The organism is Streptomyces sp. NBC_01352, assembly GCF_036237295.1.
GTDB classification, from domain to species: Bacteria; Actinomycetota; Actinomycetes; order Streptomycetales; family Streptomycetaceae; genus Streptomyces; species Streptomyces plumbiresistens.
In genome coordinates, this window is record NZ_CP108354.1 from 9,978,632 (window position 1) to 10,003,764 (window position 25,133).

The 25,133-nt window shown below is 71.7% G+C and carries 26 protein-coding genes; 14 read left to right on the forward strand and 12 right to left on the reverse strand.

Features of this window, described 5'->3' with window-relative positions:
- The first annotated feature begins 76 nt into the window (after positions 1–76).
- Positions 77–478: an SseB family protein gene (locus tag OG252_RS45750; RefSeq protein ID WP_266445042.1), complete on the forward strand. Its 402-nt coding sequence runs from the start codon at positions 77–79 to the stop codon at positions 476–478.
- Positions 479–536: 58 nt separating this feature from the next.
- On the opposite strand, the gene OG252_RS45755 is transcribed toward OG252_RS45750, so the two are convergent.
- From OG252_RS45755 to OG252_RS45795, 9 genes are all read right to left on the reverse strand, one after another.
- Positions 537–1,913, reverse strand: coding sequence for an FAD-binding oxidoreductase (locus tag OG252_RS45755; protein WP_329343849.1), 1,377 nt, complete (start codon positions 1,911–1,913; stop codon positions 537–539).
- Between the two features lie 67 nt (positions 1,914–1,980).
- Complete coding sequence (locus tag OG252_RS45760; RefSeq protein WP_329343850.1) at positions 1,981–3,147, reverse strand: acyl-CoA dehydrogenase family protein; 1,167 nt, start codon at positions 3,145–3,147, stop codon at positions 1,981–1,983.
- Positions 3,144–4,142 (reverse strand): ABC transporter substrate-binding protein, encoded by a 999-nt coding sequence (locus tag OG252_RS45765; RefSeq protein WP_329343851.1) that lies wholly within the window; start codon positions 4,140–4,142, stop codon positions 3,144–3,146. The genes OG252_RS45760 and OG252_RS45765 overlap by 4 nt, the downstream gene beginning before the upstream one ends.
- A gap of 10 nt (positions 4,143–4,152) precedes the next feature.
- On the reverse strand, positions 4,153–5,250 hold the full coding sequence (locus OG252_RS45770) for an LLM class flavin-dependent oxidoreductase (protein WP_266445052.1): 1,098 nt from the start codon (positions 5,248–5,250) through the stop codon (positions 4,153–4,155).
- A 23-nt stretch (positions 5,251–5,273) separates the two neighbouring features.
- The gene (locus tag OG252_RS45775) at positions 5,274–6,239 is read right to left on the reverse strand and encodes an aliphatic sulfonate ABC transporter substrate-binding protein (protein ID WP_266445054.1); all 966 of its coding nucleotides are present in this window, start codon (positions 6,237–6,239) and stop codon (positions 5,274–5,276) included.
- Positions 6,236–6,952, reverse strand: coding sequence for an ABC transporter ATP-binding protein (locus tag OG252_RS45780; RefSeq protein ID WP_329343852.1), 717 nt, complete (start codon positions 6,950–6,952; stop codon positions 6,236–6,238). The genes OG252_RS45775 and OG252_RS45780 overlap by 4 nt, the downstream gene beginning before the upstream one ends.
- A 5-nt stretch (positions 6,953–6,957) precedes the next feature.
- On the reverse strand, positions 6,958–7,839 hold the full coding sequence (locus tag OG252_RS45785) for an ABC transporter permease (RefSeq protein WP_266445059.1): 882 nt from the start codon (positions 7,837–7,839) through the stop codon (positions 6,958–6,960).
- Positions 7,836–8,675: a sulfurtransferase gene (locus tag OG252_RS45790; protein ID WP_329343854.1), complete on the reverse strand. Its 840-nt coding sequence runs from the start codon at positions 8,673–8,675 to the stop codon at positions 7,836–7,838. The genes OG252_RS45785 and OG252_RS45790 overlap by 4 nt, the downstream gene beginning before the upstream one ends.
- Positions 8,672–9,406, reverse strand: coding sequence for an alpha/beta hydrolase (locus OG252_RS45795; RefSeq protein ID WP_329343855.1), 735 nt, complete (start codon positions 9,404–9,406; stop codon positions 8,672–8,674). The genes OG252_RS45790 and OG252_RS45795 overlap by 4 nt, the downstream gene beginning before the upstream one ends.
- A gap of 341 nt (positions 9,407–9,747) precedes the next feature.
- On the opposite strand from OG252_RS45795, the gene OG252_RS45800 reads away from it, so the two are divergent.
- A complete protein-coding gene (locus OG252_RS45800; RefSeq protein WP_266445067.1) occupies positions 9,748–10,596 on the forward strand; it encodes a LysR family transcriptional regulator in 849 nt (282 codons plus the stop codon).
- 636 nt (positions 10,597–11,232) lie between these two features.
- Here OG252_RS45800 and OG252_RS45805 read toward each other — a convergent pair.
- The 3 genes from OG252_RS45805 to OG252_RS45815 form a co-directional block, all read right to left on the reverse strand.
- Entirely contained in the window at positions 11,233–11,619 is a 387-nt protein-coding gene (locus OG252_RS45805; RefSeq protein ID WP_266445070.1) for a MarR family winged helix-turn-helix transcriptional regulator, read from the reverse strand.
- 50 nt (positions 11,620–11,669) lie between these two features.
- Positions 11,670–12,014: a VOC family protein gene (locus OG252_RS45810; RefSeq protein ID WP_329343859.1), complete on the reverse strand. Its 345-nt coding sequence runs from the start codon at positions 12,012–12,014 to the stop codon at positions 11,670–11,672.
- A gap of 156 nt (positions 12,015–12,170) precedes the next feature.
- Positions 12,171–13,202 (reverse strand): LacI family DNA-binding transcriptional regulator, encoded by a 1,032-nt coding sequence (locus OG252_RS45815; protein WP_266445076.1) that lies wholly within the window; start codon positions 13,200–13,202, stop codon positions 12,171–12,173.
- 198 nt (positions 13,203–13,400) lie between these two features.
- On the opposite strand from OG252_RS45815, the gene OG252_RS45820 reads away from it, so the two are divergent.
- The 12 genes from OG252_RS45820 (at position 13,401) to OG252_RS45875 (ending at position 25,109) form a co-directional block, all read left to right on the forward strand.
- Positions 13,401–15,422 (forward strand): beta-galactosidase, encoded by a 2,022-nt coding sequence (locus OG252_RS45820; protein ID WP_329343861.1) that lies wholly within the window; start codon positions 13,401–13,403, stop codon positions 15,420–15,422.
- Between the two features lie 203 nt (positions 15,423–15,625).
- Positions 15,626–15,913 carry a helix-turn-helix domain-containing protein gene (locus OG252_RS45825; RefSeq protein ID WP_266445081.1) on the forward strand — a complete coding sequence of 96 codons (288 nt, stop codon included), beginning with the start codon at positions 15,626–15,628 and terminating at the stop codon, positions 15,911–15,913.
- A 67-nt stretch (positions 15,914–15,980) separates the two neighbouring features.
- The gene (locus OG252_RS45830; RefSeq protein WP_266445084.1) at positions 15,981–16,943 is read left to right on the forward strand and encodes an SMP-30/gluconolactonase/LRE family protein; all 963 of its coding nucleotides are present in this window, start codon (positions 15,981–15,983) and stop codon (positions 16,941–16,943) included.
- Positions 16,944–17,107: 164 nt separating this feature from the next.
- Positions 17,108–17,563 carry a fluoride efflux transporter CrcB gene (crcB, locus tag OG252_RS45835; RefSeq protein WP_266445087.1) on the forward strand — a complete coding sequence of 152 codons (456 nt, stop codon included), beginning with the start codon at positions 17,108–17,110 and terminating at the stop codon, positions 17,561–17,563.
- Positions 17,560–17,940, forward strand: a complete 381-nt coding sequence (locus OG252_RS45840; RefSeq protein WP_266445090.1) for a DUF190 domain-containing protein — start codon at positions 17,560–17,562, stop codon at positions 17,938–17,940. The genes crcB (OG252_RS45835) and OG252_RS45840 overlap by 4 nt, the downstream gene beginning before the upstream one ends.
- Positions 17,937–18,311 (forward strand): fluoride efflux transporter CrcB, encoded by a 375-nt coding sequence (crcB, locus tag OG252_RS45845; protein ID WP_266445092.1) that lies wholly within the window; start codon positions 17,937–17,939, stop codon positions 18,309–18,311. Before OG252_RS45840 ends, crcB (OG252_RS45845) begins: the two co-directional genes overlap by 4 nt.
- A gap of 107 nt (positions 18,312–18,418) precedes the next feature.
- Positions 18,419–19,255: an undecaprenyl-diphosphate phosphatase gene (locus tag OG252_RS45850; RefSeq protein ID WP_329343866.1), complete on the forward strand. Its 837-nt coding sequence runs from the start codon at positions 18,419–18,421 to the stop codon at positions 19,253–19,255.
- Between the two features lie 175 nt (positions 19,256–19,430).
- Complete coding sequence (locus OG252_RS45855; RefSeq protein ID WP_266448867.1) at positions 19,431–20,108, forward strand: FadR/GntR family transcriptional regulator; 678 nt, start codon at positions 19,431–19,433, stop codon at positions 20,106–20,108.
- The gene (locus tag OG252_RS45860; protein ID WP_266445097.1) at positions 20,105–21,547 is read left to right on the forward strand and encodes an amino acid permease; all 1,443 of its coding nucleotides are present in this window, start codon (positions 20,105–20,107) and stop codon (positions 21,545–21,547) included. The genes OG252_RS45855 and OG252_RS45860 overlap by 4 nt, the downstream gene beginning before the upstream one ends.
- Before the next feature lie 32 nt (positions 21,548–21,579).
- Positions 21,580–22,596 carry an asparaginase gene (locus tag OG252_RS45865; protein WP_329345377.1) on the forward strand — a complete coding sequence of 339 codons (1,017 nt, stop codon included), beginning with the start codon at positions 21,580–21,582 and terminating at the stop codon, positions 22,594–22,596.
- Between the two features lie 133 nt (positions 22,597–22,729).
- Complete coding sequence (gene aspA, locus OG252_RS45870; protein WP_266445100.1) at positions 22,730–24,139, forward strand: aspartate ammonia-lyase; 1,410 nt, start codon at positions 22,730–22,732, stop codon at positions 24,137–24,139.
- A 46-nt stretch (positions 24,140–24,185) separates the two neighbouring features.
- The gene (locus tag OG252_RS45875) at positions 24,186–25,109 is read left to right on the forward strand and encodes a glutaminase (protein WP_266445103.1); all 924 of its coding nucleotides are present in this window, start codon (positions 24,186–24,188) and stop codon (positions 25,107–25,109) included.
- Positions 25,110–25,133: the final 24 nt, after the last annotated feature.

Consider the following 25,133-nt stretch of genomic DNA (forward strand, 5'->3'; position numbering starts at 1 on the left):
GCGAGCAGGACCGCACCTGGGGCGATCTTGCCCCGGGCGGGCCGCACGACCGCCGCTACCAGGGGAATCATCAGCCATGGAAACACCCGCGTACGACAACACCGCCACACCGGCCCGGCGGGCGCTGGACGCGCTGGCCGAGAACACCGAGGACACGGCGGCGCTGGCGACCCTCGCGAGCAGCGAGGTGCTGGTGCCGGTGCCCGACGATGCCGCTCAGGAGGAGGCCGGTGATTCCAGCGTGGTGGCGCTGCCGGTCCTCGAGCAGCCGGACGGCGCTCCGGTGGTGCCCGTGTTCACCTCCGAGCCGGAGATGGCCGAGCTCCTTCCGTACGTCTCCCGCTACCGTCTGGTCCCGCTGGGCGCCCTCGCCGCGCAGTGGCCGGCCGACGACCTGTCCCTGACCATCGACGCGAACTCCGCGCATCCGCTGACGCTCACCTCGGAGGGCGTCCGCACCCTGCTGGCGAGGCCGTAGGGACGTACCCGAACGGGCCCGGCCACCGTGGAGCGGCAAGGGGAGCGGCCGGGCCCGATCACAGGCACTTTCCGGGGTTCAGGATCCCCCGGGGATCGAACACCTCCTTGACCCTGCGCTGCAAGGCGTGGGCCGCGGGGCCGAGCTCCTCGGCGACCCACTGCCGCTTCAGCAAACCCACCCCGTGCTCGCCGGTCAGTGTCCCGCCCAGCCGCAGTGCCAGGGCGAAGATCTCGCCGGCCGCCTCCCACGCGGCCTCCGGCAGCCGGTCCAGGGACGGGTCCACGACCACGATCGGGTGCAGATTGCCGTCGGCCGCGTGGGCGAGGGTGAACACGGGCACGTCGTGGCGGGCGGAGATCGCCCGTATCTCGCGGACCGCCTCGGCCAGCCGGGAGCGCGGGACCGCGATGTCCTCGATGAGCGGGCGGCCCAGCCGCTCCAGCGCGGGCAGGGCGAGGCGGCGGGCGGCCAGCAGGGCCTCGGCCTCGGCGGGGTCCTCCGTGGTCTGAACCGTCGTGGCCAGGGGAGCCATCAGCCGGGCCACCGCCGCGGCCTCGGCCGCCGCGCCCGCGCCGTCGCACTGCACCACCAGCAACGCGGCGCCCCGCTCCCGCAGCGCCGGGTCGATGGCGTGCAGCACGGGCCCGTCGACCAGCTCCGCCAGCGCGGGCTCGACCCCGGCCCGGGTGATCGCGTACGAGGCCTCGGCGGCCTGCTCGAAGGAGGCGAAGTAGGCGGCGAGCGTGGCCGTCGCCACCGGGACCGGCCTCAGGCGCAGTGTCGCCGAGGTGATCACCGCGAGGGTGCCCTCCGAGCCGGTGAGCAGGGCGGTCAGGTCGTAGCCGGTGACGCCCTTGACGGTACGGCGGCCGGTCCTGACCACGGTCCCGTCGGCGAGGACCGCCTCCAGGCCCAGGACGCTGTCCCGGGTGACCCCGTACTTCGCGCACCGCAGGCCGCCCGCGTTGGTCGCGATGTTCCCGCCGATGGTGGACAGCGCCGCACTCGCCGGATCGGGCGCGTACCGCAGTCCGTGCGCGCCTGCCGCCCGGTCCAGGTCGGCCGTGATGACCCCGGGTTCGACGACGGCGAGCTGGTCGTCGGCGTCGAGTTCGAGGATGCGGTCCATCCCGGAGAGATCCAGGACCAGGGAGCCCTCGCTCGCCGTGGCCCCGCCCGACAGACCGGTCCCCGCGCCGCGCGGCACCACCGGCACGCGCAGCGCGTGCGCGTGCCGGAGGGCTACGGTCACGTCCTCCGTCCGCCGGGCGTGCACCACGGCCAGCGCCTCGCCGTCGGGCCGGCTGCCGGAACGGTCGGTGGCGTGCGCGGCGAGCACCGCCGGGTCCGTGCTCAGCCGGTCGGGCGGCAGATCGCGGGCGAGGAGCCCCAGGAGCCTGGCGGAGGCGGTTCGTTCCGGTGCGGTCGTCATCGGTCCAGCACCTTCGTTCCGGGAGTGACGGTCATCGGTCCAACGGCCTTCGTTCCGGGGCTGATGGTCATCGGTCCAACCCCTTCGTTTCCGGTGCGGCGGCCACTGGTTCGTCCAGCACCTTCGTTCCGATCGCGAGCAGTGAGATGTCCTCCTGGGGCGCGTGCACGGGCGCGCACTGGATGTCCCGGAAGTGCCGCTCCAGCGGGTTGCCCCGGGCCAGCGCCGGGTTGCCCAGCAGCCGTACGGCCAGCTCCACCGCCCGCACCCCGTGCCGGTCGGCCAGCACCCGTGCGCCCAGGGCCTGTTCGGGGCTGTACGAGCTGTCCCCGGCGCCGACCTTGGCGGCCCCGTCGAACACCAGCTGCTCGGCGGCGGCGAGCAGCACCTCGATCTCCCCGGCGGTGCGCCGGAAGCGCTCCGTACGGGCCACCGGACGGCCGAGGTTTGCGGGCACGCGGGAACGGGCGAAGGTGTGGAAGAAGTCCTGCGCGGCGCGCGCGACGCCCAAGTAGAGCGCGGCGAGCGGCAGATGGATGGCGGCGCCCGCCCGGTTGTCCTGTTCGGCGGCCGGCCCGTGCGGGCCGACGCCGACGACGTGCTCGTACGGGACTGCCACGTCCCGGAACGTCACGTCATGGCTGCCGCTGGCGCGCAGCCCCAACTGGTCCCAGCGGCCCGTGATCTCGATGCCGGGCAAGCCGCCGGGCACCAGAAAGGTCCCCACCCGCGGTTCGGGCTCGTCGGTGCTCGCCCACACCAGGAACCAGTCGAGCCCCTCGGCGCCGGTCACGAACCGTTTGGTGCCGCTGAGGGACCAGCCGTCGGCCGTGCGCCGCGCGAGCGTGGCGGGCAGCCCGCCCCGGGCGGGGGAGCCCAGGTCGGGCTCCACGCGCGCGTGGTTGATCAGAACGGGACGCTCGAACGACTCCTTGACCACCCGCGCGTACAGCTCCTCGGGCCAGTGCGGCGCGGCGGCCTGCCGGGCATGGATGGTCAGCGTCATCGCGGTGATCAGGGCGACGGACGGGTCGGACCGCCCCAGCGTGTGCAGGATGCGGGCCGTCTCCTCGACGCCCGCACCCGGGCCGCCGTACCGCTCGCCGATCGTCGCGGTGAGCAGCCCCGCCTCGTGGGCGATCCGGAGGGACGCGGCAGGAAAGGCGGCCGAACGGTCGTACTCGGCGGCGAGTTCGGCGAGTTCGGCGAGGCGGTCGGTCACGGGGCCGGTCACAGGGCCTTCCTCAGGTCGGCGTTCAGCGCGCTGGACCAGAACGACTTCACGTCCAAGTGCTCCTTGAGCGCGCCGAGTTCGGTGAAGACGTCGGCGACCTTCTGCTGCGAGGCGATGGTGTCGGCGCCGACGGTCCGGGCTTGCGTCGGACGCTGGGCCTGGGCGTCGACGAGGTCCTTCTTCGCCTGGGCGAGGGGCTGGTGGGTGGCGTCGGCGGTGACCTGGGCGAAGCCGTCCTGGCGGCCGTCGCGGACATAGGCGTACGCCTTGGTGATCCGGGCGATCAGATCGGCCGCGGCCGCCTTCTGGCCGGGGCTTTCAAGGACGCTGTCCCGCGCCGACCACAGGAAGTTGCCGGACAGGATGTCCCTGCCCGAGCCGACCGTCGTGGCGCCCTGCTGGTGGGCGGTGATGATCGAGGTGCCGTAGGAGGCGAAGGCGTCGATGCTGCCGCCGTTCAGGGCGGCGAGGCCGTCGTTGGGCAGCAGTGGCTTGGCGTCGACGTCGGACCACTTCAGGCCCGCCCGCTTCAGCAGCTCGTACAGGAAGTAGTGGGCGGTGGTGTTCTGGACGTAGCCGACCTTCTTGCCCTTGAGGCCGGCGATGTCGGTCACCTTGGAGCCCTTGGGGACGACGACCTCCTGGTTGAGGGTCGCTCCGCGCTGCACGGCGACGACCTTGAAGTTCGGCGAACCGTCGGCGGCGGCGAAGACCGGCGGGATCTCACTGGAGGAGGCGAGGTCCAACGCCCCGGCACGGATCGCCTGGAGCTGCTGGTCACCGCCCTGGAACTGGCTCCACTTCACCTTGTACGGGGTGTCGTCGAGACCGGCGTACTTCAGGATCGCCTCCTCGGCCTTCCAGCCGGTGGCGCCGACCCGCAGGGTGACGGAGGACGAGGACTCGGCCTGTGCCTCGGTCCCGCAGGCCGCCGCGAAGGGCAGCAGCAGGGCGAGCGCGGCGGCGGACGTGCGCAGGGTGCGACGGAACAACACGGGATCTCCATCAGGCGGCTTGGGTGGTGGCGCGGTGGGCGAGTTCCTGACGCACCAGCGGCAGGACGTGACGGGCGTAGTCGATGGCATCGTTGAGCGGGTCGTAGCCCCGGACCGACAGCAGGTCGCAGCCGATGTCGACGTAGTCGAGCAGGGCCTTGGCCACCGTCTCGGGCGAGCCGACCAGCGCCGTCGAGGCGCCGGCGGCGTTGGTGGCGACCGCCGGGGCGGTCCACAGGCAGCGGTCGTGGACCTCGCCGCGCTCGGCGATGTCCAGCAGCCGCTGCGAACCGACGTTGGCCGGGCGGCCGGTGGTGCGGTAGTGGCGCAGCAGCTCGGTGTTGCGCGCCTGGTCCTTGAGCACGCCCAGGGTGCGGTGCGCCTTCTCCCAGGCCAGCTCGTCGGTGGGCGCGATGATCGGGCGGAACGACACCCAGATACGGGGGCGGGGGCGCCCGGCGGCGTCCGCGACCGCGTTGACGGCGGCGATCTGCTCGGCCGTCTCCTTCAGCGGCTCGCCCCACAGCCCGAAGATGTCGCCCTGCTGTCCGCCGACCCGATAGGCGTCCTGGGACGAGCCGCCCACCGAAATGGGAACCAGCCCGTTCACCGGCTTCACGTCGGAGTAGTAGCCCTCGAACGTGAAGTGCTTGCCCTCGTGCGAGACGGGCCCGTCGGCCTGCCACACCTTCCGCAGGATCTGGATGTACTCGTCCGAACGCTCGTACCGCTCCGCCTTGCCCAGGTAGTCGCCCTCCCGGCGCTGCTCCTCGTCACTGCCGCCGGAGATGATGTGCACGGTCAGCCGGCCGTCGCTGATCTGATCGAGGGTGGCCAGGGCGCGGGCCGCGTGCGTGGGGAAGACGACGCCCGGCCGGTGCGCCAGGATCGGGCGGATCCGCTCGGTGTGGGTGGCGACGAACTGGGCGACCTGGAAGGCGTCCGGGGACGCCGAGTGGTAGGCGACGAGGGTGTGGTCGAAGCCGCCGTCGTCGAGGGTGCGGGCGTACCTGCGCAGGTGGTCGGGGTCGAAGCCGGTGCGGCTCGCGGCGGCCGGACCCGAGGCCGCGGAGTCCGTGTGGACGGCGCTGATGAATTCGACAGGCATGGACAACTCCCTGATGACTGCGGCTAGTTGAGAAGTGACGTGTCGGCCGACTCCGCCACGTCGACGTTCGGGTCGAGGACGCCGATGCTGTTCATGAGGTCGGCCACACCCTGGACGGTCGTGTTCACGTCGTCCGTGATCGGCAGGACCTTGCTGTACGCGGCGGAGGCGAGCGTCTTGGCGACGGAGGCGTCGGCGCCGTTACGGGTCTCGATGGCCTTGGCGTACGCGTCCTGGTGCGTGCTGGTCCACTTAAGGGCCGTACCGAGGCGCTTGAGGAAGTCGGTGAGCGCGGCCTTCTTCGGCGCGTCGGCGAGAGCCTCGTCGGACGCGCCGACGAAGCCGTAGCCGCTGACCCGTCCGTCGGCGCCGTCGACGAGCAGCTTGCCGCCCTGTTGCAGACCGACGGCCTGGTAGACGCCGAAGGTCGCCCAGGCCTTGATCTTCCCGGAGGCGAAGGCGGCCTGCGCGTCGGTCGGCAGCAGGTACTGCACCTTCACGTCGGAGTAGCTGAGGCCGTTCTGCTTGAGCACGTTGGCCAGCAGGTACTCGGCGATGCTGCCCTTCGCCGAGGACACCACGACCTTCTGGCCCTTGAGATCCTTGACGCTGTCGATGCCGGAGTTCTGGCCGACGACGATGCCGACATGCCGGCCGTCGTTCTTCAGCGCGGCCACGTTCTTGAACTTCACCCCGCCGCTCAGTGCCTGGAGCGCGGGCAGGTCCGCGGAGTACGTGGTGTCGGCGGCGCCCGCCTGCACGGCCTGGTAGAGGGGTGCGGCACCTTCGAACTCGGCCCACTTCACCTTGTACGTGGCGCCCTTCAGGGCGTCCGACGCCGCGACGATGGTCTGGAGGGTCTTGGCTTGGTCGCCGATGGTGAGGGTGACCTGTTTCGACGAGGCGTCCGCCGAGGAGTCAGCGCCGCAGGCGGTCAGCGCCAGCAGGGCGGAGAAGCTCAGCGTGGCTGCTGCGAATCGGCGTGTCACGAGGGGGTTCCTTCCAGGGTGCGGGTCACGCCGAGCCAGTTCAGGAGGCGGGCGCGCAGGGAGACGAACTCGGGGGCGGTGAGGTCACGGGGGCGGGGCAGGTCGACGGTCAGCTCGTGGGCGATGCGGCCCTCGTCCATCACCAGGACCCGGTCGGCGAGCAGCAGCGCCTCCTCCACGTCATGGGTGACCAGGAGGATCGCGCAGCCGTGCCGCTGCCACAGCTCGGCGACCAGCTGCTGCACCCGGCCGCGGGTGAGCGCGTCGAGGGCGCCGAACGGCTCGTCCAGGAGCAGCAGTTCGGGCTCGCGCACCAGGGCGCGGGCCAGGGAGACGCGCTGGGCCTGGCCGCCGGAGAGGGTCTTGGGCCAGACGGCCGCGCGTTCCGCGATGCCCACCTCGTCCAGGGCCTTGCGGGCGAGTTCCCGGTCCGGGCGGCCGGGCAGTCCGAGGACGACATTGCGCCACACCTTCAGCCAGGGCAGCAGCCGCGGCGACTGGAAGGCGGCACTGCGGCGGGCGGGCACGGTCACCTCGCCCCCGATCTCCTCGTCGAGCCCGGCGAGGATGCGCAGCAAGGTCGACTTGCCGCAGCCGCTGTGGCCGAGCAGCGCCACGAACTCCCCGTCGCGGATGTCGAGATCCAGGTCGTGCAGCACGGTGTTGCCGTCGAAGGCCCGCGAAAGCCCCCGTATTTCCACACTGTTGGCCATGACGTTCACGCCTCGCCCTCGAAGTTGGCGCGCCAGGTCAGCAGGCGGCGCGAAAGGATCCGTACGGCGAAGTCGCAGGCCAGCCCGAGCAGCGCGTACACGACGAGGCACAGCACGATGACGTCCGTACGGAAGTACTGCTGGGCGTTGCTCATCAGGTAGCCGAGCCCCGCGTCCGCGTTGATCTGCTCGGCGAAGACCAGGGCCAGCCACGCGGTCGACAGCGCGTACCGGAGTCCCACGAGAGCCCCGGGCAGCGCGCTAGGCAGGATCACGTAGGTGATCAGCCCCAGCCTGCCGAGCCCCATCATCCGTGCCGCCTCGACGAGCTGGGAGTCGGTGGAACGGATGCCGCCGTAGATGTTGAAGTACAGCGGGTACGTCACACCGAGCGCGACCAGTGCGATCTTCGGGGTCTCCTCGATGCCGAACCAGACGATGAACAGGGGGATCAGGCCCACCCAGGGGATCGCCCGGAACATGCCCATCGAGGAGTCGATGACGTCCTCACCGAGCCGGAACAGCCCGGCCAGCAGGGACAGGCTCAGGGCGACGGTCGCGCCGATCAGGAAGCCGACGGCCGCCCGGCGGCCCGACGCGGCGATGGCGTCGGGCAGTTCGCCGCTCTTGGTGAGCTCCACGGCCTGGCGGACCACGTCCACGGGGGAGGCCAGCACCGTCTCGGGGAGGACGCCGGTGGCCGAGGTGAGGAACCACAGGAGGACGAGCCCGACCGGGCCCGCGGAGCGGCGTACGGAACGGGGGACGGTGAGGCGGCGACGGGTCTTGGCGGTGCCGCGGATGGTGACGCGGTTCGGCAGAGGGGCCCGGTCCGTGGGTTCTGCCTGGTGCGGCAGGACGGCCGGGTCCAGGGGTTTCGTCGTCATGGCTGGTTTCCCTTCGCGGTCGGGCGGGCCGGATCGGCGGACCAGGCGGACCAGGAGCCCGGGAACAGCACCGCCTCGAATCCGGCGAGCTCCAGCGCGGCGATCTGGTGGGCGGCGGTGACACCGGAGCCGCAGTACACCCCGATGCGCGACGCCCCGGCGGCGCCCTTCTCCCCGAACCGTTCGCGCAGCGCCTCGGGCGGCAGGAAGGTGCCGTCCGCCGCGAGGTTCTCCCCGGTGGGAGCGGAGACCGCGCCCGGGATGTGCCCCGCCCGCGCGTCCACCGGCTCCACCTCGCCGCGGTACCGCTCGGCGGCCCGCGAGTCCAACAGCAGCCCGGACACGGCGAGTTCGGCGGCGCCGTCGGCGTCGGTCACCGGCAGGGCGCCCGGCTTCAGCACGACGTCGCCGGGCGGCGGGTCGGCCGGGATCCCGGACTCCAGCGGCAGCCCGGCCGCCCGCCAGGCGCCGAGCGCCCCGTCCAGGAGCGTGACCTGGGCCAGACCCGCGTAGCGCAGCAGCCACCAGGCACGGGCGGCGGCGGTGTTGCCCAGGTCGTCGTGGACGACGACCCGTCGGTCCTGCGTGATGCCCCACCGGCGTGCCGCGTCCTGCAGATCCGCGATCCGGGGCAGCGGGTGCCGGCCGCCCTCCGGGCTCGGTGGCGCGGCCAGTTCCGTGTCGAGGTCGACGTGGACCGCGCCCGGGATGTGGCCCTCGGCGTAGTGGTCGCGGCCGTGCGGATCGCCCAGTGCCCAGCGGACGTCGAGGACGACCGGGGGAGCGTCGGAGTCGAGCAGGTCGCGGAGTTCGGAGACGGTGGTGGTCACGGTCATGCCGGGCCCTCCGCGATCGCGGGCAGCTCGGGGGAGAGGCGCAGCCGTTCCAGGAAGAGCACGATGGTGGCGGCGGCCGTGCGGTGCAGCGCGTCGTTGAGGACGTCGTGCCGGCCGCCGTTGAAGGTCACGGTCCGCACGTGCGGGTGTCCCGCGTACGAGCCCACCGCCTCGGCGAGAGGGCTCACCGTGTCTTCGCGGCCGTGCAGGGCCAGTACGGGAACGTGCACCAGGTCGAGACGCAGTTCGGGCAGGTCCGGGTGTTCGTCCAGGGCCCCGCGCCGGAAGGCGGTGTCGTTCGTGAGGCGGGACCGGTGGGTGGGGCAGGCGGTGCGGGCCTCGATCTCGGACTCCCAACTTCCCGAATTCCAGGGCGTGGTGGGCAGGCCCGCCAGGATCAGCGCGTCCGGGCCCGGGGTCTGCTGGGCGGCCAGCTGAGCGGCGTGGCGGGCGCCCGTGTCCGAGCCGACCAGCACCTTCGGGCCGGGCAGCGACTCGTCGGCAAGCAGTTTCGCCGCCTGGTCCAGCACGGACGGATCGGCGGACGGGTCGCCGAGGGCACGGACCCGATAGGCATCGAAGGCGAGCCGGCGGCCGAACCGCTCGTACACACCGCCGTGTTCACCCCGTCCGGCCAGCACGATCAACGTGCCGCGCGCGGCGAGGCCTTCGGGTTCGTCCCAGGAGAAGGACTTCCCGGAGAAGGAGTCTGAGGAGACGGATGAGGGCATGGGGGGCAGCTCCCGTTTTCGGGCAGGGGCATGGGTGTTCCGGGCAGGGGATGCGCGCGGAAAAGGGCAGCCGACAGCGACTGTCACGTGTCAGCGAGGAAGAGACGTGATCAAGTCGGCTTGCGGAGGGACGCCGGTGAGCGGCGGGAGGTCAGCGACAGCGCGCGCTGCACGCCACGCCGAAGTCGATGACTCGGCGCTGCGTCAGAAGGGCAGCAGAAGCGGTCGCGGTCAACATGCGCCCATCATGACCGGAGGCGGCGGACCGCGTCCAACGACGATTCCGCATCGAAACCGATCAGACATCGCGATCGGTCCTCCGGGGCCGCTACTGTCACGGCATGCCCCAACCCGTCCTCGACATCGTGGCCCTGCGCAGTCTGACCGCGATCGCCGACTGCGGCGGCTTCCACCGTGCCGCCCGGACCCTGTCCCTGAGCCAGTCGGCGGTCAGCCAGCACGTCCGCAAACTGGAGAAGATCCTGGGCGGGCCCGTCGTCGAACGCGAGGGACGCGGCACGCGGTTCACCCCCGAGGGCCGTCGGCTGCTGGAACAGGCCCGCCGTGTCCTCGCCGTCCACGACGAGGCCGTACGGACCCTGCTCGAGTCCGACGGCGACACCGTCACCGTCGGCGCCACCGAGCACGCCGCCGACCAGTTCCTGCCCCGGCTCACCGCCGCCGTCCAGGAGGTACGGCCCGGCTGCCGGGTCCGGTTCCGCATCGACCGTTCCGCCCGCCTCGTGGAGGCCGTGGAACGCGGCAGCGTCGACGTGGCGGTGTACGTCACGGAGGCCGCCGCCACCGAGGGCACGCCCGTCGGCGGTCTCCCGCTCACCTGGCACGCCGTCCCCGGCTGGGAGCCGCCACCCGCACCGGCCGCCGTCCCCCTGGTCGCCATCGAGGACCCCTGCGCCATCCGCCGCCGGGCCATCGCCACCCTCGCCGCGCGGGGCGTGCCCGCCGCGGTCGTCGGCGACGCCGGCTACCTCGCGGGTGTGCTCGACATCGCCCGCACCGGCCAGGGCGTGGCCCTGCTCGCCGCCGTGGGCCCCGCCCCCGACGGGCTGACCCCGTACGAGGGGCTCCCGGCGGTCACGCCGATCCCGATGAGCGCGCTGGCCCGTCCCGGGGCGGACCCGGCCACGGTGGAGGCGGCCTTCGCGGCCGTACGGGATCTGCTGCGCTGAAGCGGGGCGCGGTTCGGGTCGGGTCGGGCTGGCGTGCGGGCCGCGGTGGGGCGGTTCGGGGCAGGTCGGCGTCTGGCCTGTGGTGAGTGGGTCAGGTGCAGGCCAGTGTCCGGGCCGTGGTGGGGCGGAGCGGGTCACCGGGCGTGCGGGTCGCGGTGGTGCGGTCGGGGGCGGGCCGGCGTCTGGCCTGTGGCGAGTGGGTCAGGGGCAGGTCAGTGTCCGGGCCGTGGTGGGGCGGAGCGGGTCACCGGGCGTGCGGGTCGCGGTGGTGCGGTCCGGGGCGGGCCGGCGTCTGGCCTGTGGTGAGTGGGTCAGGGGCAGGTCAGTGTCCGGGCCGTGGTGGGGCGGAGCGGGTTACCGGGCGTGCGGGTCGCGGTGGGGCGGTCGGGGGCGGGCTGGCGTCTGGCCTGTGGTGAGTGGGTCAGGTGCAGGTCAGTGTCCGGGCCGTGGTGGGGCGGAGCGGGTTACCGGGCGTGCGGGCCGTGGTGGGGCGGTCCGGGGTCTGGCCTGTGGCGAGTGGGTCAGGGGCAGGTCAGTGTCCGGGCCGTGGTGGGGCGGAGCGGGTCACCGGGCGTGCGGGCCGCGGTGGGGCGGTCCGGGGCGGGCCGGCGTCTGGGCCGCGCGAGCCGGTCCGGGTCAGCCCAGCGTCCGGGCCAGTACCTCGCGCTGCAGCGGGAGCACCTCGGCGTGCAGGTCGCGGCCCTTGCGGGTGAGGGCGACCCACACGCCCCGCCGGTCCTCCATGCAGACCGAGCGCTCCACCAGACCGTCCTTCTCCAGGCGGCCGATGAGGCGGGACAGCGCGCTCTGGCTGAGATGCACCCGTCCGACGAGGTTCTGCACCCGGCACAGGTCGCCCTCCTCGGGCGCCTCGGAGGCGAGGACGTCGAGCACCTCGAAGTCGCTCGCGCCCAGCCCGTGGGGGTGCAGCACGCGGTCGATCTCGCACATCGTGCGCGCGTGCACCGACAGGATGTCCCGCCACTGTTCTTCGAGCCGGGTGCCGGCCGCGTTCACTGCCATACACCGAATGTTAATGCGTGTGCATCGACATGCGGACGGGGGAAGCTGGCTCAGGCGTCCTGGACGAGCCCGACGAGGTTTCCGTCCCCGTCCTTGACCGAGGCGATCATCCTGCCGCCGCCGACCTCCTGGACGTCCTGGAGCAGCTCGGCGCCCGCGTCGAGGAGGGCGGCGAGCCGGCCCCTGATGTCGGAGACGTGCCAGTAGGGAACGGGACCGGTCATGCCCTTGGCGTGTCCGTTCGGGTCCAGGCCGACATCCTGGCCGGCGTCCTTGAAGCCGACGTAGTAAGGCTCGTCCGCGTAGGGCTCGACCTCCAGCAGGGCGCTGAACAGGGCCTTCGCCCGGGCGATGTCCTTGACGGGGTAGACGATCGTGTTGAGACCGGCGGTCATGGCGTGTGCTCCTCGGTGGTGCGCGGACCGACGGATTTCGTCGGTGATCTCACGCTAGGCCCAGGGAGCGGGAGCCGCTTCTTCGATCCTGACCGGTTGCCCCGCACCGAGCGAGCACCGCCGTCGCCGCGCATCCGGCACAGCGGAACGTGCCCCTCAGGTGGACTCCCGCTTCACCAGCTCCGTGGGCAGAATCACGGCCGCCGCGTCCTCGCCGCCGATCTGCGCCAGCAGCACCCGGACCATCTCGGCGCTGATGCGGTCCCAGGGCTGCCGGATCGTCGTCAGTTCGGGCCGGGAGGCCAGCGCGGCCGGGGAGTCGTCGAAGCCGCCCACCGCCACGTCGTCCGGCACCCGTCGCCCCGCCCGCTCCAATGCCGTCAGGACGCCCTGCGCCATCAGGTCGGAGGCGACGAACACGGCGTCCAGGTCCGGGGCCTGGGCGAGCAGCCGCTCGGCGCCCGCCTCGCCGCTGGCCCGGCTGTAGTCCCCGGAGACGACGAGCCGCTCGTCGATCGCGACGCCCGCCTCGGTGAGCACCTCCTTGTACCCGGCGAGGCGCTCGACACCGCCCGGTGTGTCCAGCGGGCCGGTGACCACGCCGATACGGCGGCGGCCCAGGGACAGCAGGTGGCGCACCATGTCCCGGGCACCGTCGCGGTCGTCCGCGGCCACGTAGCTCACCCGGGACCGGAGCCCGATCGGCTTGCCGCACGCGACCAGCGGCACACCCGCCTCGCGCAGTTCCTCGGCGATCGGGTCCCCGGAGTGGCTGGAGACGAGCAGCACCCCGTCCACGTGCCCGGCGGTGATGTACCGCGTGATGCGCCGCCGCTCGTCCTCGGTCCCGGCCAGCATCAGCAGCAGCGGGATGTCGTGGGCGGCCAGGGCCTGGGTGCAGCCGCGCAGCAGCACGTTGAAGTTGGGGTCCTCGAAGAACCGCTCCTGCGGCTCGGTCAGCAGGAAGCCGACGGAGTCGGAACGTCCGGTGATCAGCGAACGGGCGTGCCGGTTGACGACGTAGCCCGTCTTGCGGATGGCGGCGTTCACGGCCTCCGCCGCGGCCGGGCTGACGTAGTGCCCGCCGTTGAGCACACGTGAGACCGTGCCGCGTGAGACCCCTGCCTCCCGCGCCACGTCGTGGATCGTCGGCGCTCTGCGTCGGCCCCCCGCGTTGTTCATGGTCATGACTTTAAGGCCCTCGCGGGCGGATGGCGGCCGCCCTGACCACGGTAGGTCCCCGAGGTCCGGCGACGGTGTGTGATCGTGCACAGCACGCCCGGCATCCGAGTACTTGGCAAGGCTCACCCTCGTACGGTTATCTTGGGCCGCGCGCTGCTGACGCCGTGTGTGCACGTTCCCAACCACCAGAAACGGGAGAGACCCATGCCGGAGACCACCCCCAGGGGCCTCACCAGGCTCGCCTTCGGCGGGGACTACAACCCGGAGCAGTGGCCCGAGAGCGTCTGGGAGGAGGACGTACGGCTGATGCGGGAGGCCGGCGTCACCATGGTCAGCGTCGGGATCTTCTCCTGGGCGCTCCTGGAGCCCGCACCCGGCACGTACGACTTCGGCTGGCTCGACCGGCTCCTCGACCTGCTGCACGACAACGGCATCCGCGTCGACCTCGGCACGCCCACGGTCGTGCCCCCGGCCTGGTTCTACCGCGACCACCCCGACGCGCTGCCCGTCACGGCCGACGGCATCCGCCACGAGTTCGGCTCCCGCGGCGCCATCTGCCACAGCAACGCCGACTACCGCGCGGCCGCCGCCGACATCACCACCCGGCTCGCCGAGCGCTACGCCGGGCATCCCGCCCTGGCCATGTGGCACGTGCACAACGAGTACGGCGTCCCGGTCTCCGCCTGCTACTGCGACTCCTGCGCCGCCCACTTCCGCCGCTGGCTGGCCACGACCTACGGCACCGTCGAGGCCGTCAACGAAGCCTGGGGCACCGCCTTCTGGGGGCAGCGCTACGCCGACCTCGGCCAGATCAACCCGCCGCGCACGGCGCCCACCGTCGGCAACCCGGGCCAGGCGCTGGACTACAAGCGGTTCGCCGACGCCACCATGCGCGAGAACTTCGTGACGGAGCGGGACATCCTGCACCGCCTCTCGCCCGGCATCCCGGTCACCACCAACTTCATGACCGCGCTCAGCCAGTGCGACTCCGTCGACTACTGGGCCTGGGGCCGCGAGGTCGACCTCGTCACCAACGACCACTACCTGATAACCGACGGCCGCCGCACCCACGTCAACCTCGCGATGGCCGCCGACCTCACCCGCTCCGTCGCCGGCGGCGCCCCCTGGCTGCTGCTCGAACACTCCACCTCGGGCGTCAACTGGCAGCCCCGCAACCCCGCCAAGGCCCCCGGCCAGATGGCCCGCAACTCGCTCGCGCACGTGGCGCGCGGCTCCGAGGGCGCCATGTTCTTCCAGTGGCGCCAGTCCCGGCGCGGCGCGGAGAAGTTCCACTCTGCGATGGTTCCGCACGGCGGCACGGACACCCGCGTGTGGCGCGAAGTGGTCGAACTGGGCGCCTCGCTCGACTCGCTGAGCACCGTCCGAGGCACCCGCACCGCCGCCGACGTGGCCGTCCTGTGGGACTGGCAGTCCTGGTGGGCACAGAACCTCCAGTGGCGCCCGAGCGCGGCCCACGACCCGCGCGAGCGCGCCGACGCCTTCTACGAGGCCCTCTACGACCGCCACCTCACCGTCGACTTCGCCCACCCGGAAGCCGACTTGTCGAGGTATCCCCTTGTCGTCGTGCCCGCGCTGTACCTCACGACCAAGGCGGCGGGCCACAACATCACGGAGTACGTCGAGAACGGCGGCACCCTCGTCGTGTCGTACTTCTCCGGCATCGTCGACGAGCACGACGCCGTGCACGAGGGCGCCTACCCGGGCGCGCTGCGGGACGTGCTCGGCCTGACCGTGGAGGAGTTCTCGCCGCTGCTCAAGGACCAGCTCGTGCGCGTCACCGGCCCCGACGGCTCGGAGCTCGCCGCGGACGTGTGGACCGAGTTCGTGGTGCCGCGCGGCGCCGAGACCGTGTGGACGTACGCCGACGGTCCGGCCGCCGGCCACCCGGCCGTCACCCGGCACCGCCTCGGCGAGGGAACCGCCTGGTACGTCTCCACCCGGCTGACCGCCGAGGGCCTGGACGCGCTGCTGGGCTGGGCCGTCGAGGACGCGGACCTCAGCACCCGCGCCGACCTGCCCCGCGACGTCGAGGTGGTGCGCCGCACCGGCGAGTCCGGCACCTACCTGTTCGCGATCAACCACACCGCCACGGACGTCAAGGTGCCGCTGGACGCGAACGGCACCGAACTGCTGACCGGTGAGCGCGCCGCTGGGGGCCTGGCGGTCCCGGCGGGAGCCGTCCGCGTCGTACGACTCGACGGCTGAACCGACTCCCCTCCGCCCGTGCGAGCGCACGAGCCGCGGGCGGAGGGGGCTGCTCACCCCGCCGGGCGCGCCCGCCTGCCGAACGACCTTGCTTCGCAAGGGAGTTCGCTACCGGACAACGTTGCGGAGTCCCGTACGCGGCGGCATCGGCTGCGCCACAGTGGGAAGACGCGGTACGAGGAGCCCGGACGGAGGGGAACACGATGCTGAGGACTCCCACCGGCGAGAGGCGCCTGGACATCCTGGAATGGCTGAAGGACCCGGCCGCGCACTTCCCGCCGCAGCGGCACGGCGATCCGGTGGCGGACGGGGTGACCGCCGACGCCGTCGCCGAGAAACTCGGAGTGCGCCGCGCCGTCGCCGAGACCCACCTCGGCCTGCTCGCGGACCTCGGTCTGCTGCGCACCAGGCGGATCCGGCGCCGCACCCACTACCGGCGCGACGAGGTACGGATCGCCGAGGTGGCACGCATGTTCGAGAAGGGCTGGTAGACGTCGGGCCGGCGCGGGTACACGCCTGCGAGGAGGATCCTCCTCCGGCAGCGAAGGGCAGGCGTGCATGAACCGTCCCACGGCTCTGGTTCCCCGCCACTACGTCGCGATCGGCGGCCGCGGCCCCGAGGACGTGGTGGCCGACGCCCGCGGCCGGGTGCTGACCGGCGTCCAGGACGGCCGGATCCTGCGCCTGGAGGGCCTGACAGACCCCGGCGCGGCCCACGTCGAGGTGCTCACCAGGACCGGCGGCAGGCCACTGGGCCTCCACCTCCTCCCCGACGACGCCCTGTTGGTGTGCGACGCGGAACGCGGACTGCTGGGGGTGGACCTCACCGACGGCACGGTACGGGTGATCGCCGACTCGGTGGCGGGGGAGCGGCTGCGGTTCTGCAGCAACGTGGTCGCCCTGTCCGACGGAACCGTCTACTTCACCGTCTCCAGCCGCCGCTATCCCTTGGAGGAGTGGATCGGCGATCTCGTCGAGCACACCGGCACCGGCCGGCTGCTGCGCCTGGCCCCGGGCGGTGACGAGCCCGAAGTCCTGCTGGAGGGGCTGCAGTTCGCCAACGGACTCGCCCCGAGCGCCGACGAGACGTTCCTGGTCGTCGCCGAGACGGGCGCCTGCCGGCTGACCCGCTACTGGCTCACCGGTCCGAAGGCCGGCCGCGGCGAACCCTTCGTCGAGAACCTTCCGGGCATGCCCGACAACCTCTGGCGCGGCGCACCGGACGCCCCGATCTGGGTCTCGCTGGCCGGACCCCGCGTCCCGCCCCTCGACCTGCTGCACCGCGGCACCCCCGACGTCCGCCGCACCGCCGCCCGCATCGCCGTGCGCGCGCCCTTCCGCCCCTCCGGCACGACCGGCGTCCTCGCGGTCGACGACCAGGGCGAGATCGTCCACCACCTCACCCGCCGCCGCTCCGGATTCCGCATGGTCACCAGCGTCTGCGAGAGCGCCGGCCACCTGATCCTGGGCAGCCTCTGGGAGCCCGGCGTGGCCGTCTGTGAGGCGCCGAGCACGAAGTGACCCGGGCTGACCCCGGGGTTACCCTGTTTTCCACCGCGATCACCTCGCGGCGCGGCGGTGGGGCCCGCCGTACCCGAACCGCGGCTCAGGTGCCGCCAACGGTCCCTACTTGCGATGGAGCACGCCCGCATGCCAGGGCCCCGGCGAGTAGGAGACGCACGACCATGACAGCCCAGGAGACCGACAGCCTCCGCGTCCCCGCCCCCCGACAGCCCGCCTGGCGCGGCCAGGCGCCGGTCGTCGCGGTGGTCGCGCTCGGTGGTGCCCTGGGTGCCTCCGCTCGGTACGCGGCCGCTCTGTGGTGGCCCGCCCAGCCGGGCGGGTTCCCCTGGGCGACCTTCTGGACCAATGTCGTCGGCTGTGCGGTGATCGGCGTGTTCATGGTGGTCATCACCGACGTGTGGGCCGCCCACCGGCTCGTCCGCCCGTTCTTCGGCACCGGTGTGCTCGGCGGCTTCACCACCTTCTCGACGTACGCGGTCGACTTCCAGAAGCTGGTCGACTCCGGCCATCCCCGCACCGGGCTGGCGTACCTCTTCGCGACCCTGCTCGCCGCGCTCACGGCGGTGTGGCTCGCGGTCGCAGCCACCCGGCGGCTCTTGAAGTGGAGGCGGCCATGACGAGGCTGACCGGCCGCGCCCTGCGCGTCACCGTGTTCGTCGGCGAGCACGACAGCCGGCACCACAGGCCGCTCTACAGCGAGATCGTGCACCGCGCCCACGCGGCCGGCCTCGCGGGCGCCAGCGTCTTCCGCGGCATCGAGGGCTTCGGCGCCTCCTCCCTGATCCACACCTCCCGGCTGCTGTCGCTGAGCGAGGACCTGCCGGTGGCCGTCGTGATCGTGGACGACGAGGAGCGCGTACGGGCGTTCCTGCCGCAGCTCGACGAACTCGTCACCGAGGGACTGGTGATCCTCGACGACTGCGAGGTCATCCGGTACGTCGGACGGGAGAACGAAAAGGGCAATCCGGGCGCGAAGGGTAAGAACTCGTTGTGAACTGGCTGCTGGTCGTCGCGGGTGCCATGGTCGGCGCCCCGCTGCGCTACCTGACCGACCGGGCGGTGCAGTCCCGGCACGACTCGGTCTTCCCCTGGGGCACCTTCGCGGTGAACGTCACCGGCTGTCTGATCCTCGGCGTGCTGACCGGCGCGGCCGCCTCGGGAGCCGCCGGTTCCCACCTCCAGCTGCTCCTGGGCACCGGCCTGTGCGGCGCGTTGACGACGTACTCGACCTTCTCGTACGAGACCCTCCGGCTGGCCGAGACGGGGGCGGGGTTCTACGCCGCCGTCAATGTGGTCGGCAGCGTGGCCGCCGGTCTGGGGGCGGCGTTCGTGGGCGTGGCGGTGGCTCAGGCGGTGTGGGCGTAGGCACTCGGCGCTCGATCGCGTCTGGCTCGGCTCTCGTCCGCGTGTAGTAAGACGGAGCTCGCCATACCCAGCCCACCCCCTGTGTCCCTTGAGCAGAACTGGATCCCATGAGCGTCATCAGCGTCGGTCAGGCCGTCGTCCTCGGAGCCGTCGAGGGGGTGACCGAGTTCCTGCCCGTCTCCTCCACAGGACATCTGAAGATCGTCGAGGGGCTCATGGGCATCCCCGTCGACGAGGACTCCGTCGTCGGGTTCTCGGCCGTGATCCAGGTCGGGGCGATCGCCGCCGTGTTCGTGTACTTCTTCAAGGACATCGTGCGGATCGTCTCGGCCTGGGGCCGCGGGCTGGTCGACAAGGAGGAGCGCTACCACCACGACTACAAATTCGCCTGGTGGGTGATCTGCGCGACCGTCCCGATCGTGGCCGTGGGCCTGGCCGCCAAGCCGCTCATCGAAGGGCCGCTCGCCTCGCTGTGGGTGGTGGCGGGCTCGCTGATCGTCGGCAGCGGGGTGATGTGGGCGGCGGACCAGATGGGCCGGCACAAGCGCGGGGAGGACGACACCTCGTTCAAGGACGCCATGCTGGTGGGCAGTTCACAGATCCTCGCCCTGCTCTTCCCGGGCTTCTCCCGCTCCGGTGCCACCATGTCCACGGCGCTGATCCTGGACCTCGACCGCGTGGCCGCCACCCGGCTGTCGTTCTTCCTCGGCATCCCCGCCCTGACCGGAGCCGGCCTGTACGAACTCAAGGACGCCCTGGGGACCGGCGTGGGCGCGGCGCCGCTCGCCGTCGGGACCCTCGTCTCGTTCGGCGTGGCCTACGCGTCCATCGCCTGGCTGCTGAAGTTCATCGCCAAGCACTCCTTCAACGCCTTCGTGATCTACCGGATCGTCGTGGGTGTGCTGCTCTTCGGGCTGCTGGGCACGGGTGCGCTGAGCAGCTGACCTTCCGTGGGCTCGGTGGTCGCCCCGGTGGGGTGTGAGGTCTCTTTCAGGCCTCACACCCCGTGAATTTCTTGTTTCAGCAGCCTTGACAGAGACCTCACGTCCCCGGAGTATCACTCCCGTGAACCTGTCAGACAGCCAGACAGCCAGTCAGGGCCCGCGGCGCGTCAGCGCCATGGAAGCGGTGCTCGGGCATCTGCGCGGCGCCATCGAGCGCGGCGACTACGCGATCGGCGACAAGCTCCCCTCCGAGGCGGAGCTGTGCCGCACCCTCGAGGTCTCCCGCCCCGTGCTGCGCGAGGCCCTCAGGGCCCTGCAGACCATGGGGCTGACGGTCTCCAAGACCGGCAAGGGCACCTTCGTGGTCGCGAGCTCCGTCGAGGACCCCACCTTCGGCGACTACGCGGCCAGCGACCTGCTGGAGGTCCGCCGCCACGTCGAGATCCCGGTCGCCGGGTACGCGGCCCGGCGCCGCACCCCGGAGAACCTCGACCACCTGGCCCACCTCCTGGACCGGATGGAACGGGAGACCGACACCACCGCCTGGGTCGCGATGGACACCCTGTTCCACCTCGGCGTGGCCGAGGCCGCCCAGAACCCGGTCTTCCGCCGGGTCATCGAGGAGATCCGCGACGCACTGGCCCGCCAGTCGGCGTTCCTCAACGAACTGGGCGGCCGGCGCGAACAGTCCAACCGCGAGCACCGGGCGATCGTCGAGGCGCTGATCGACGGTTCCGAGACCGACGCGGTGGAGGCCATGTCCCACCACCTCGACCGCGTCGAGACCACCCTCACCGACATCGTGCGTTCCCCGCGCACGGACACCCCCACGGAAGGCGGACCCGAGGCGTGAGCGAGCAGCACCTCCAAGAGGCGACCCGCAAACACACCGCACACGTCGACGCCGGAGACGCGGGCTACAGCAAGTCCCTGAAGTCCCGGCACGTCAACATGATTGCCATCGGCGGGGCCATCGGCACCGGCCTCTTCCTCGGCGCCGGCGGCCGCCTCGCCGACGCCGGGCCCTCCCTCTTCATCGCCTACGCGGTCTGCGGCCTCTTCGCCTTCCTCGTCGTCCGTGCCCTCGGCGAGCTCGTCCTGTACCGCCCGTCCTCCGGCGCCTTCGTGTCGTACGCCCGGGAGTTCCTCGGCGAGAAGGGCGCGTACACCGCGGGCTGGATGTACTTCCTCAACTGGGCCACCACCGGCATCGCCGACATCACCGCGGTGGCCACCTACACCCACTACTGGGGCATGTTCTCCGACGTCCCGCAGTGGGTGATCGCACTCATCGCGCTCGCCGTGGTCCTCACCGTGAACCTGATATCCGTGAAGATCTTCGGCGAACTGGAGTTCTGGTTCGCCATCGTCAAGGTCAGCGCGCTGGTGATCTTCATGTGTATCGGCATCTTCTTGCTGGTCACGCAGCACCCGGTGGACGGCACCACCCCCGGCCCCTCCCTGATCACCGACCACGGCGGCGTCTTCCCCAACGGGCTGCTGCCCATGCTGCTGATCATCCAGGGCGTCGTCTTCGCCTACGCCTCCGTCGAGCTGGTCGGCGTCACGGCGGGCGAGACCGAGAACCCCGAGAAGATCATGCCGAAGGCGATCAACTCGATCATGTGGCGCGTGGGCATCTTCTACGTCGGCTCGGTCGTCCTGCTGTCGATGCTGCTGCCGTGGAACACGTACACGTCCGGCGAGAGCCCCTTCGTGACCGTGCTGTCCAACATCGGCATCCCGGCGGCGGGCGGCGTGATGAACCTGGTCGTCCTCACCGCGGCCATGTCCTCGCTCAACTCCGGCCTGTACTCCACCGGCCGCATCCTGCGCTCCATGGCGATGTCCGGCTCCGCGCCCAAGTTCACGTCGGTGATGAGCCGCAGCAAGGTCCCGTACGGCGGCATCCTGCTCACCAGCGGCTTCTGCGTCCTCGGCGTCGGCCTCAACTTCGTGGTCCCCTCCGACGCGTTCGAGATCGTGCTCAACTTCGCCGCGATCGGCATCCTCGCCACCTGGGGCATGATCATGATCTGCCACCTGATGTTCTGGCAGAAGTCCCAGAAGGGCGAACTCGCCCGCCCGAGCTACCGGTTGCCGGGCTCTCCCTGGACCGAACTCGTGACGCTGGCCTTTCTCGCCTCCGTCCTGGTCCTCATGTACGCCGACGGCGGCGCCGGCCGCACCACCGTGCTGTGCCTCCCGCTGATCGTCGGGGCGCTGGTCGTCGGATGGTTCGCCATCCGCCGCCGTGCCGTACGCACGTCCACCACCGGAGCCGACGCGTGAGGCACGCGCCGCTCCCCGAGAAGCAGGCAGTGATGTACAGCAGTTCTGTTGCGGACGCACCCCTGATCCGCGAACCCCTCCACGCTCCCGTCGCCCACCTCATACGCGGCGGGGTCGTCGAGGGCATCCACTACGGCTCCGTCGTCGTCCTCGACACCGACGGCCACGTCCACTTCCAGCTCGGCGACATCGAGGCCGCCTTCTACCCCCGCTCGGCCCTCAAGCCCGTCCAGGCCGTCGCCATGGTCCGGGCGGGGCTCCCGCTCGACGGCGAGCTGCTCTCGCTCGCCGCGGCCAGCCACTCCGGCGAGGAACGCCATCTCGCAGGCGCCCGGCGGATCCTGGAGCTCGCCGGACTCACCGAGGACCATCTGCGCAACGTCCCCGACCTGCCCTTCGACCCCGTCGTCCGGGACGACTGGGTCCGGGACGGCAGGATGCCCTCACGGCTCGCCCAGAACTGCTCCGGCAAGCACGCCGCGATGCTGTACACGTGCGTGCTCAACGACTGGCCTCTTGAGGGGTATCTCGACCCGGAGCACCCCCTCCAGCAGGCGATCGCCGAGATCGTCGAGGACCTCACCGGGCAGCGCATCGCGCAGGTGACCGTCGACGGCTGCGGTGCGCCGCTGTTCTCCATCTCCCTGAACGGCCTTGCCCGGGCCGTCGCCCGCATCACCACCGCCGCGCCCGGCACCCCGGAGGCGCGGGTCGCCGACGCGATGCGCGAGCACGCCGAGATGGCGTCCGGGTCCGGCCGGGACGTCGCCGCGCAGATGCGGGCCGTGCCGGGGCTGCTCGCCAAGGACGGCTTCGAGGGCGTGCACGTCGCCGCGCTGGCCGATGGCAGAGCGGTGGCCGTGAAGATCGCTGACGGGGCGAGTCGGGCGCGGGTTCCGGTGGCTGCGGCTGCCCTCGGCCGGGCGGGCGTTGATCCCTCGCTGCTCGCGGAGTTTGCGGGGGAGCCGGTGCTCGGGGGAGGCGAACCGGTCGGCGGCGTACGGCCGGTGCGGGCGCTGGACCCGGTCACGCTGTCGGCCTGCGCCTGACGGCAGCAGGCCGGCCGAGCGACGTAGGGGTGCTGTGTTCGGCCGGCTGCGGCTGCGTTGTGGCTGGTCGCGCAGTTCCCCGCGCCCCTTGGGGCGCTCACCTTCACCCCTCAGAAAGAGGAACCGAACCCTCATGACCGCAGTCACCCGCAGCGAGCACGACCTCCTCGGCGACCGTGACGTTCCCGCCGACGCGTACTGGGGTGTCCACACCCTGCGCGCCACGGAGAACTTCCCCATCACCGGCACCCGGATCTCCGCCTACCCGCACCTGATCGACGCCCTCGCCGCCGTCAAGGAGGCCGCCGCCCTCGCCAACGAGGAGCTCGGGCTGCTGGAGGCGAGGAAGGCCGCCGCGATCGTCGAGGCGTGCCGGGAGATACGTGACGGCAAGCTGCACGACCAGTTCGTCGTCGACGTCATCCAGGGCGGAGCCGGCACCTCGACGAACATGAACGCCAACGAGGTCGTCGCGAACCGGGCGTTGGAACTGCTCGGGTACGCCAAGGGGGAGTACCGGCACCTGCACCCCAACGAGGACGTCAACCTCGGCCAGTCCACCAATGACGTCTACCCGACCGCCGTCAAGATCGCGACGGTCTTCGCGGTACGTGGACTGCTCGAGGCGATGTCCGTACTGCAGGACGCCTACGCCCGCAAGGCCGTCGAGTTCCGCGAGGTCCTCAAGATGGGCCGTACACAGTTGCAGGACGCGGTGCCCATGACGCTGGGTCAGGAGTTCTCCGCATACGCCGTCATGATGGACGAGGACCGCAGCCGTCTCGCCGAGGCAGTCGAGTTGATCCATGAGATCAACCTGGGCGCCACGGCCATCGGCACCGGCCTCAACGCCCCCGCCGGATACGCCGAGTCGGCCCGCCGCCACCTCGCCGAGATCACCGGCCTCCAGCTGGTCACCGCCGCCAACCTGGTCGAAGCCACCCAGGACTGCGGCGCGTTCGTCCAGATGTCCGGCGTGCTCAAGCGGATCGCCGTCAAGCTGTCGAAGAGCTGCAACGACCTGCGGCTGCTGTCCTCCGGGCCGCGCGCGGGCCTCGGCGAGATCAACCTGCCGCCGGTGCAGGCCGGTTCGAGCATCATGCCCGGCAAGGTCAATCCGGTGATCCCCGAGGTCGTCAACCAGGTCGCCTTCGAGGTGATCGGCAACGACGTCACCATCACCATGGCCGCCGAGGCCGGACAGCTCCAGCTGAACGCCTTCGAGCCGATCATCCTGCACTCCCTGTCGGAGTCCATCACCCACCTCAGGGCCGCCTGCCTCACCCTCGCCGAACGCTGCGTCGACGGCATCACCGCCAACACCGAGGCGCTGCGCGCGAGCGTGGAGAACTCCATCGGCCTGGTCACCGCGCTCAACCCGTACATCGGCTACACGGCGGCCACCGACATCGCCAAGGAGGCCCTCGTCACCGGCCGGGGCGTGGCCGAACTCGTCCTGGAGAAGGGCCTGTTGCCCGCGGACACCCTCGCCGACCTGCTGCGGCCGGAGATCGTCGCGGGCACCGGCTCACCCCTGGCCTGAGCCGGGGGACGCGCACCAGGACCGGCCCGGAGGCACAATAGCGATCATGACTTCCGCCATGACCTTCCAGCCGGTCCTGGAACGCATCGCCGACGAGATCGGCCGCACGCCCGGCCACGGCCGGCCCGCCGACTACATCCCGGCGCTGGCGGCCTGCGATCCGCGCAGCTTCGGCATGGCCGTCGCGGAGCTGGACGGCACGGTGTACGGAGTCGGGGACTGGCGCGAGCCGTTCTCCACGCAGTCCATCACCAAGGTCTTCACCCTCGCCCTCGATCTGGCCCGTGAGGGCGACGAACTCTGGGAGCACGTGGGCCGCGAGCCCTCCGGCAACCCCTTCAACTCGCTCGTCCAGCTGGAGTACGAGAACGGCATTCCGCGCAACCCGTTCATCAACGCGGGCGCGCTCGTCGTCACCGACCGCCTCCACACCCGTACCGGAGACGCGGCCGGGGAACTGCTGACCTTCCTGCGCTCGGAGTCCGGCAACCCCACCCTGGACTTCGACAAGGAGGTCGCCGCCTCCGAGGCCGCCCACGGCGACCGCAACGCCGCCCTCGCCCACTTCATGGCGTCGTACGGCAACATCGACAACCCCGTCCCGGTCCTGCTCGACCAGTATTTCCGCCAGTGCTCGGTCACCGCCTCCTGCGCCGACCTCGCCCTCGCCACCACCTTCCTGGCCCGGCACGGCATCCGCGCCGACGGCACCCGCCTGCTCACCCAGAGCCAGGCCAAGCAGGTCAACGCGGTGATGCTGACGTGCGGGACGTACGACGCGGCGGGCGAGTTCGCCTACCGGGTGGGCCTGCCCGGCAAGAGCGGCGTGGGCGGCGGCATCATCGCGGTGGTGCCGGGGCGGTGCACGTTGTGCGTGTGGGGCCCGGGGCTGGACGAGCGGGGGAACTCGGTGTCGGGCGTGGCGGCCCTCGACCGCTTCACCACGCTGACCGGGGTGTCGGTGTTCTGATCGTGCCGAGCGTGCCGAGCATGC

Excerpts from the sequence above, each read along its gene's own strand:
- OG252_RS45750 (WP_266445042.1), top strand. The coding sequence starts at position 77 with ATGGAAACACCCGCGTACGACAACACCGCCACACCGGCCCGGCGGGCG.
- OG252_RS45755 (WP_329343849.1), bottom strand. The coding sequence starts at position 1,913 with ATGACGACCGCACCGGAACGAACCGCCTCCGCCAGGCTCCTGGGGCTC.
- OG252_RS45770 (WP_266445052.1), bottom strand. The coding sequence starts at position 5,250 with ATGCCTGTCGAATTCATCAGCGCCGTCCACACGGACTCCGCGGCCTCG.
- OG252_RS45780 (WP_329343852.1), bottom strand. The coding sequence starts at position 6,952 with ATGGCCAACAGTGTGGAAATACGGGGGCTTTCGCGGGCCTTCGACGGC.
- OG252_RS45785 (WP_266445059.1), bottom strand. The coding sequence starts at position 7,839 with ATGACGACGAAACCCCTGGACCCGGCCGTCCTGCCGCACCAGGCAGAA.
- OG252_RS45790 (WP_329343854.1), bottom strand. The coding sequence starts at position 8,675 with ATGACCGTGACCACCACCGTCTCCGAACTCCGCGACCTGCTCGACTCC.
- OG252_RS45795 (WP_329343855.1), bottom strand. The coding sequence starts at position 9,406 with ATGCCCTCATCCGTCTCCTCAGACTCCTTCTCCGGGAAGTCCTTCTCC.
- OG252_RS45800 (WP_266445067.1), top strand. The coding sequence starts at position 9,748 with ATGCCCCAACCCGTCCTCGACATCGTGGCCCTGCGCAGTCTGACCGCG.
- OG252_RS45805 (WP_266445070.1), bottom strand. The coding sequence starts at position 11,619 with ATGGCAGTGAACGCGGCCGGCACCCGGCTCGAAGAACAGTGGCGGGAC.
- OG252_RS45810 (WP_329343859.1), bottom strand. The coding sequence starts at position 12,014 with ATGACCGCCGGTCTCAACACGATCGTCTACCCCGTCAAGGACATCGCC.
- OG252_RS45815 (WP_266445076.1), bottom strand. The coding sequence starts at position 13,202 with ATGACCATGAACAACGCGGGGGGCCGACGCAGAGCGCCGACGATCCAC.
- OG252_RS45820 (WP_329343861.1), top strand. The coding sequence starts at position 13,401 with ATGCCGGAGACCACCCCCAGGGGCCTCACCAGGCTCGCCTTCGGCGGG.
- OG252_RS45825 (WP_266445081.1), top strand. The coding sequence starts at position 15,626 with ATGCTGAGGACTCCCACCGGCGAGAGGCGCCTGGACATCCTGGAATGG.
- OG252_RS45830 (WP_266445084.1), top strand. The coding sequence starts at position 15,981 with ATGAACCGTCCCACGGCTCTGGTTCCCCGCCACTACGTCGCGATCGGC.
- crcB (WP_266445087.1), top strand. The coding sequence starts at position 17,108 with ATGACAGCCCAGGAGACCGACAGCCTCCGCGTCCCCGCCCCCCGACAG.
- OG252_RS45840 (WP_266445090.1), top strand. The coding sequence starts at position 17,560 with ATGACGAGGCTGACCGGCCGCGCCCTGCGCGTCACCGTGTTCGTCGGC.
- OG252_RS45850 (WP_329343866.1), top strand. The coding sequence starts at position 18,419 with ATGAGCGTCATCAGCGTCGGTCAGGCCGTCGTCCTCGGAGCCGTCGAG.
- OG252_RS45855 (WP_266448867.1), top strand. The coding sequence starts at position 19,431 with ATGGAAGCGGTGCTCGGGCATCTGCGCGGCGCCATCGAGCGCGGCGAC.
- OG252_RS45865 (WP_329345377.1), top strand. The coding sequence starts at position 21,580 with ATGTACAGCAGTTCTGTTGCGGACGCACCCCTGATCCGCGAACCCCTC.
- aspA (WP_266445100.1), top strand. The coding sequence starts at position 22,730 with ATGACCGCAGTCACCCGCAGCGAGCACGACCTCCTCGGCGACCGTGAC.
- OG252_RS45875 (WP_266445103.1), top strand. The coding sequence starts at position 24,186 with ATGACTTCCGCCATGACCTTCCAGCCGGTCCTGGAACGCATCGCCGAC.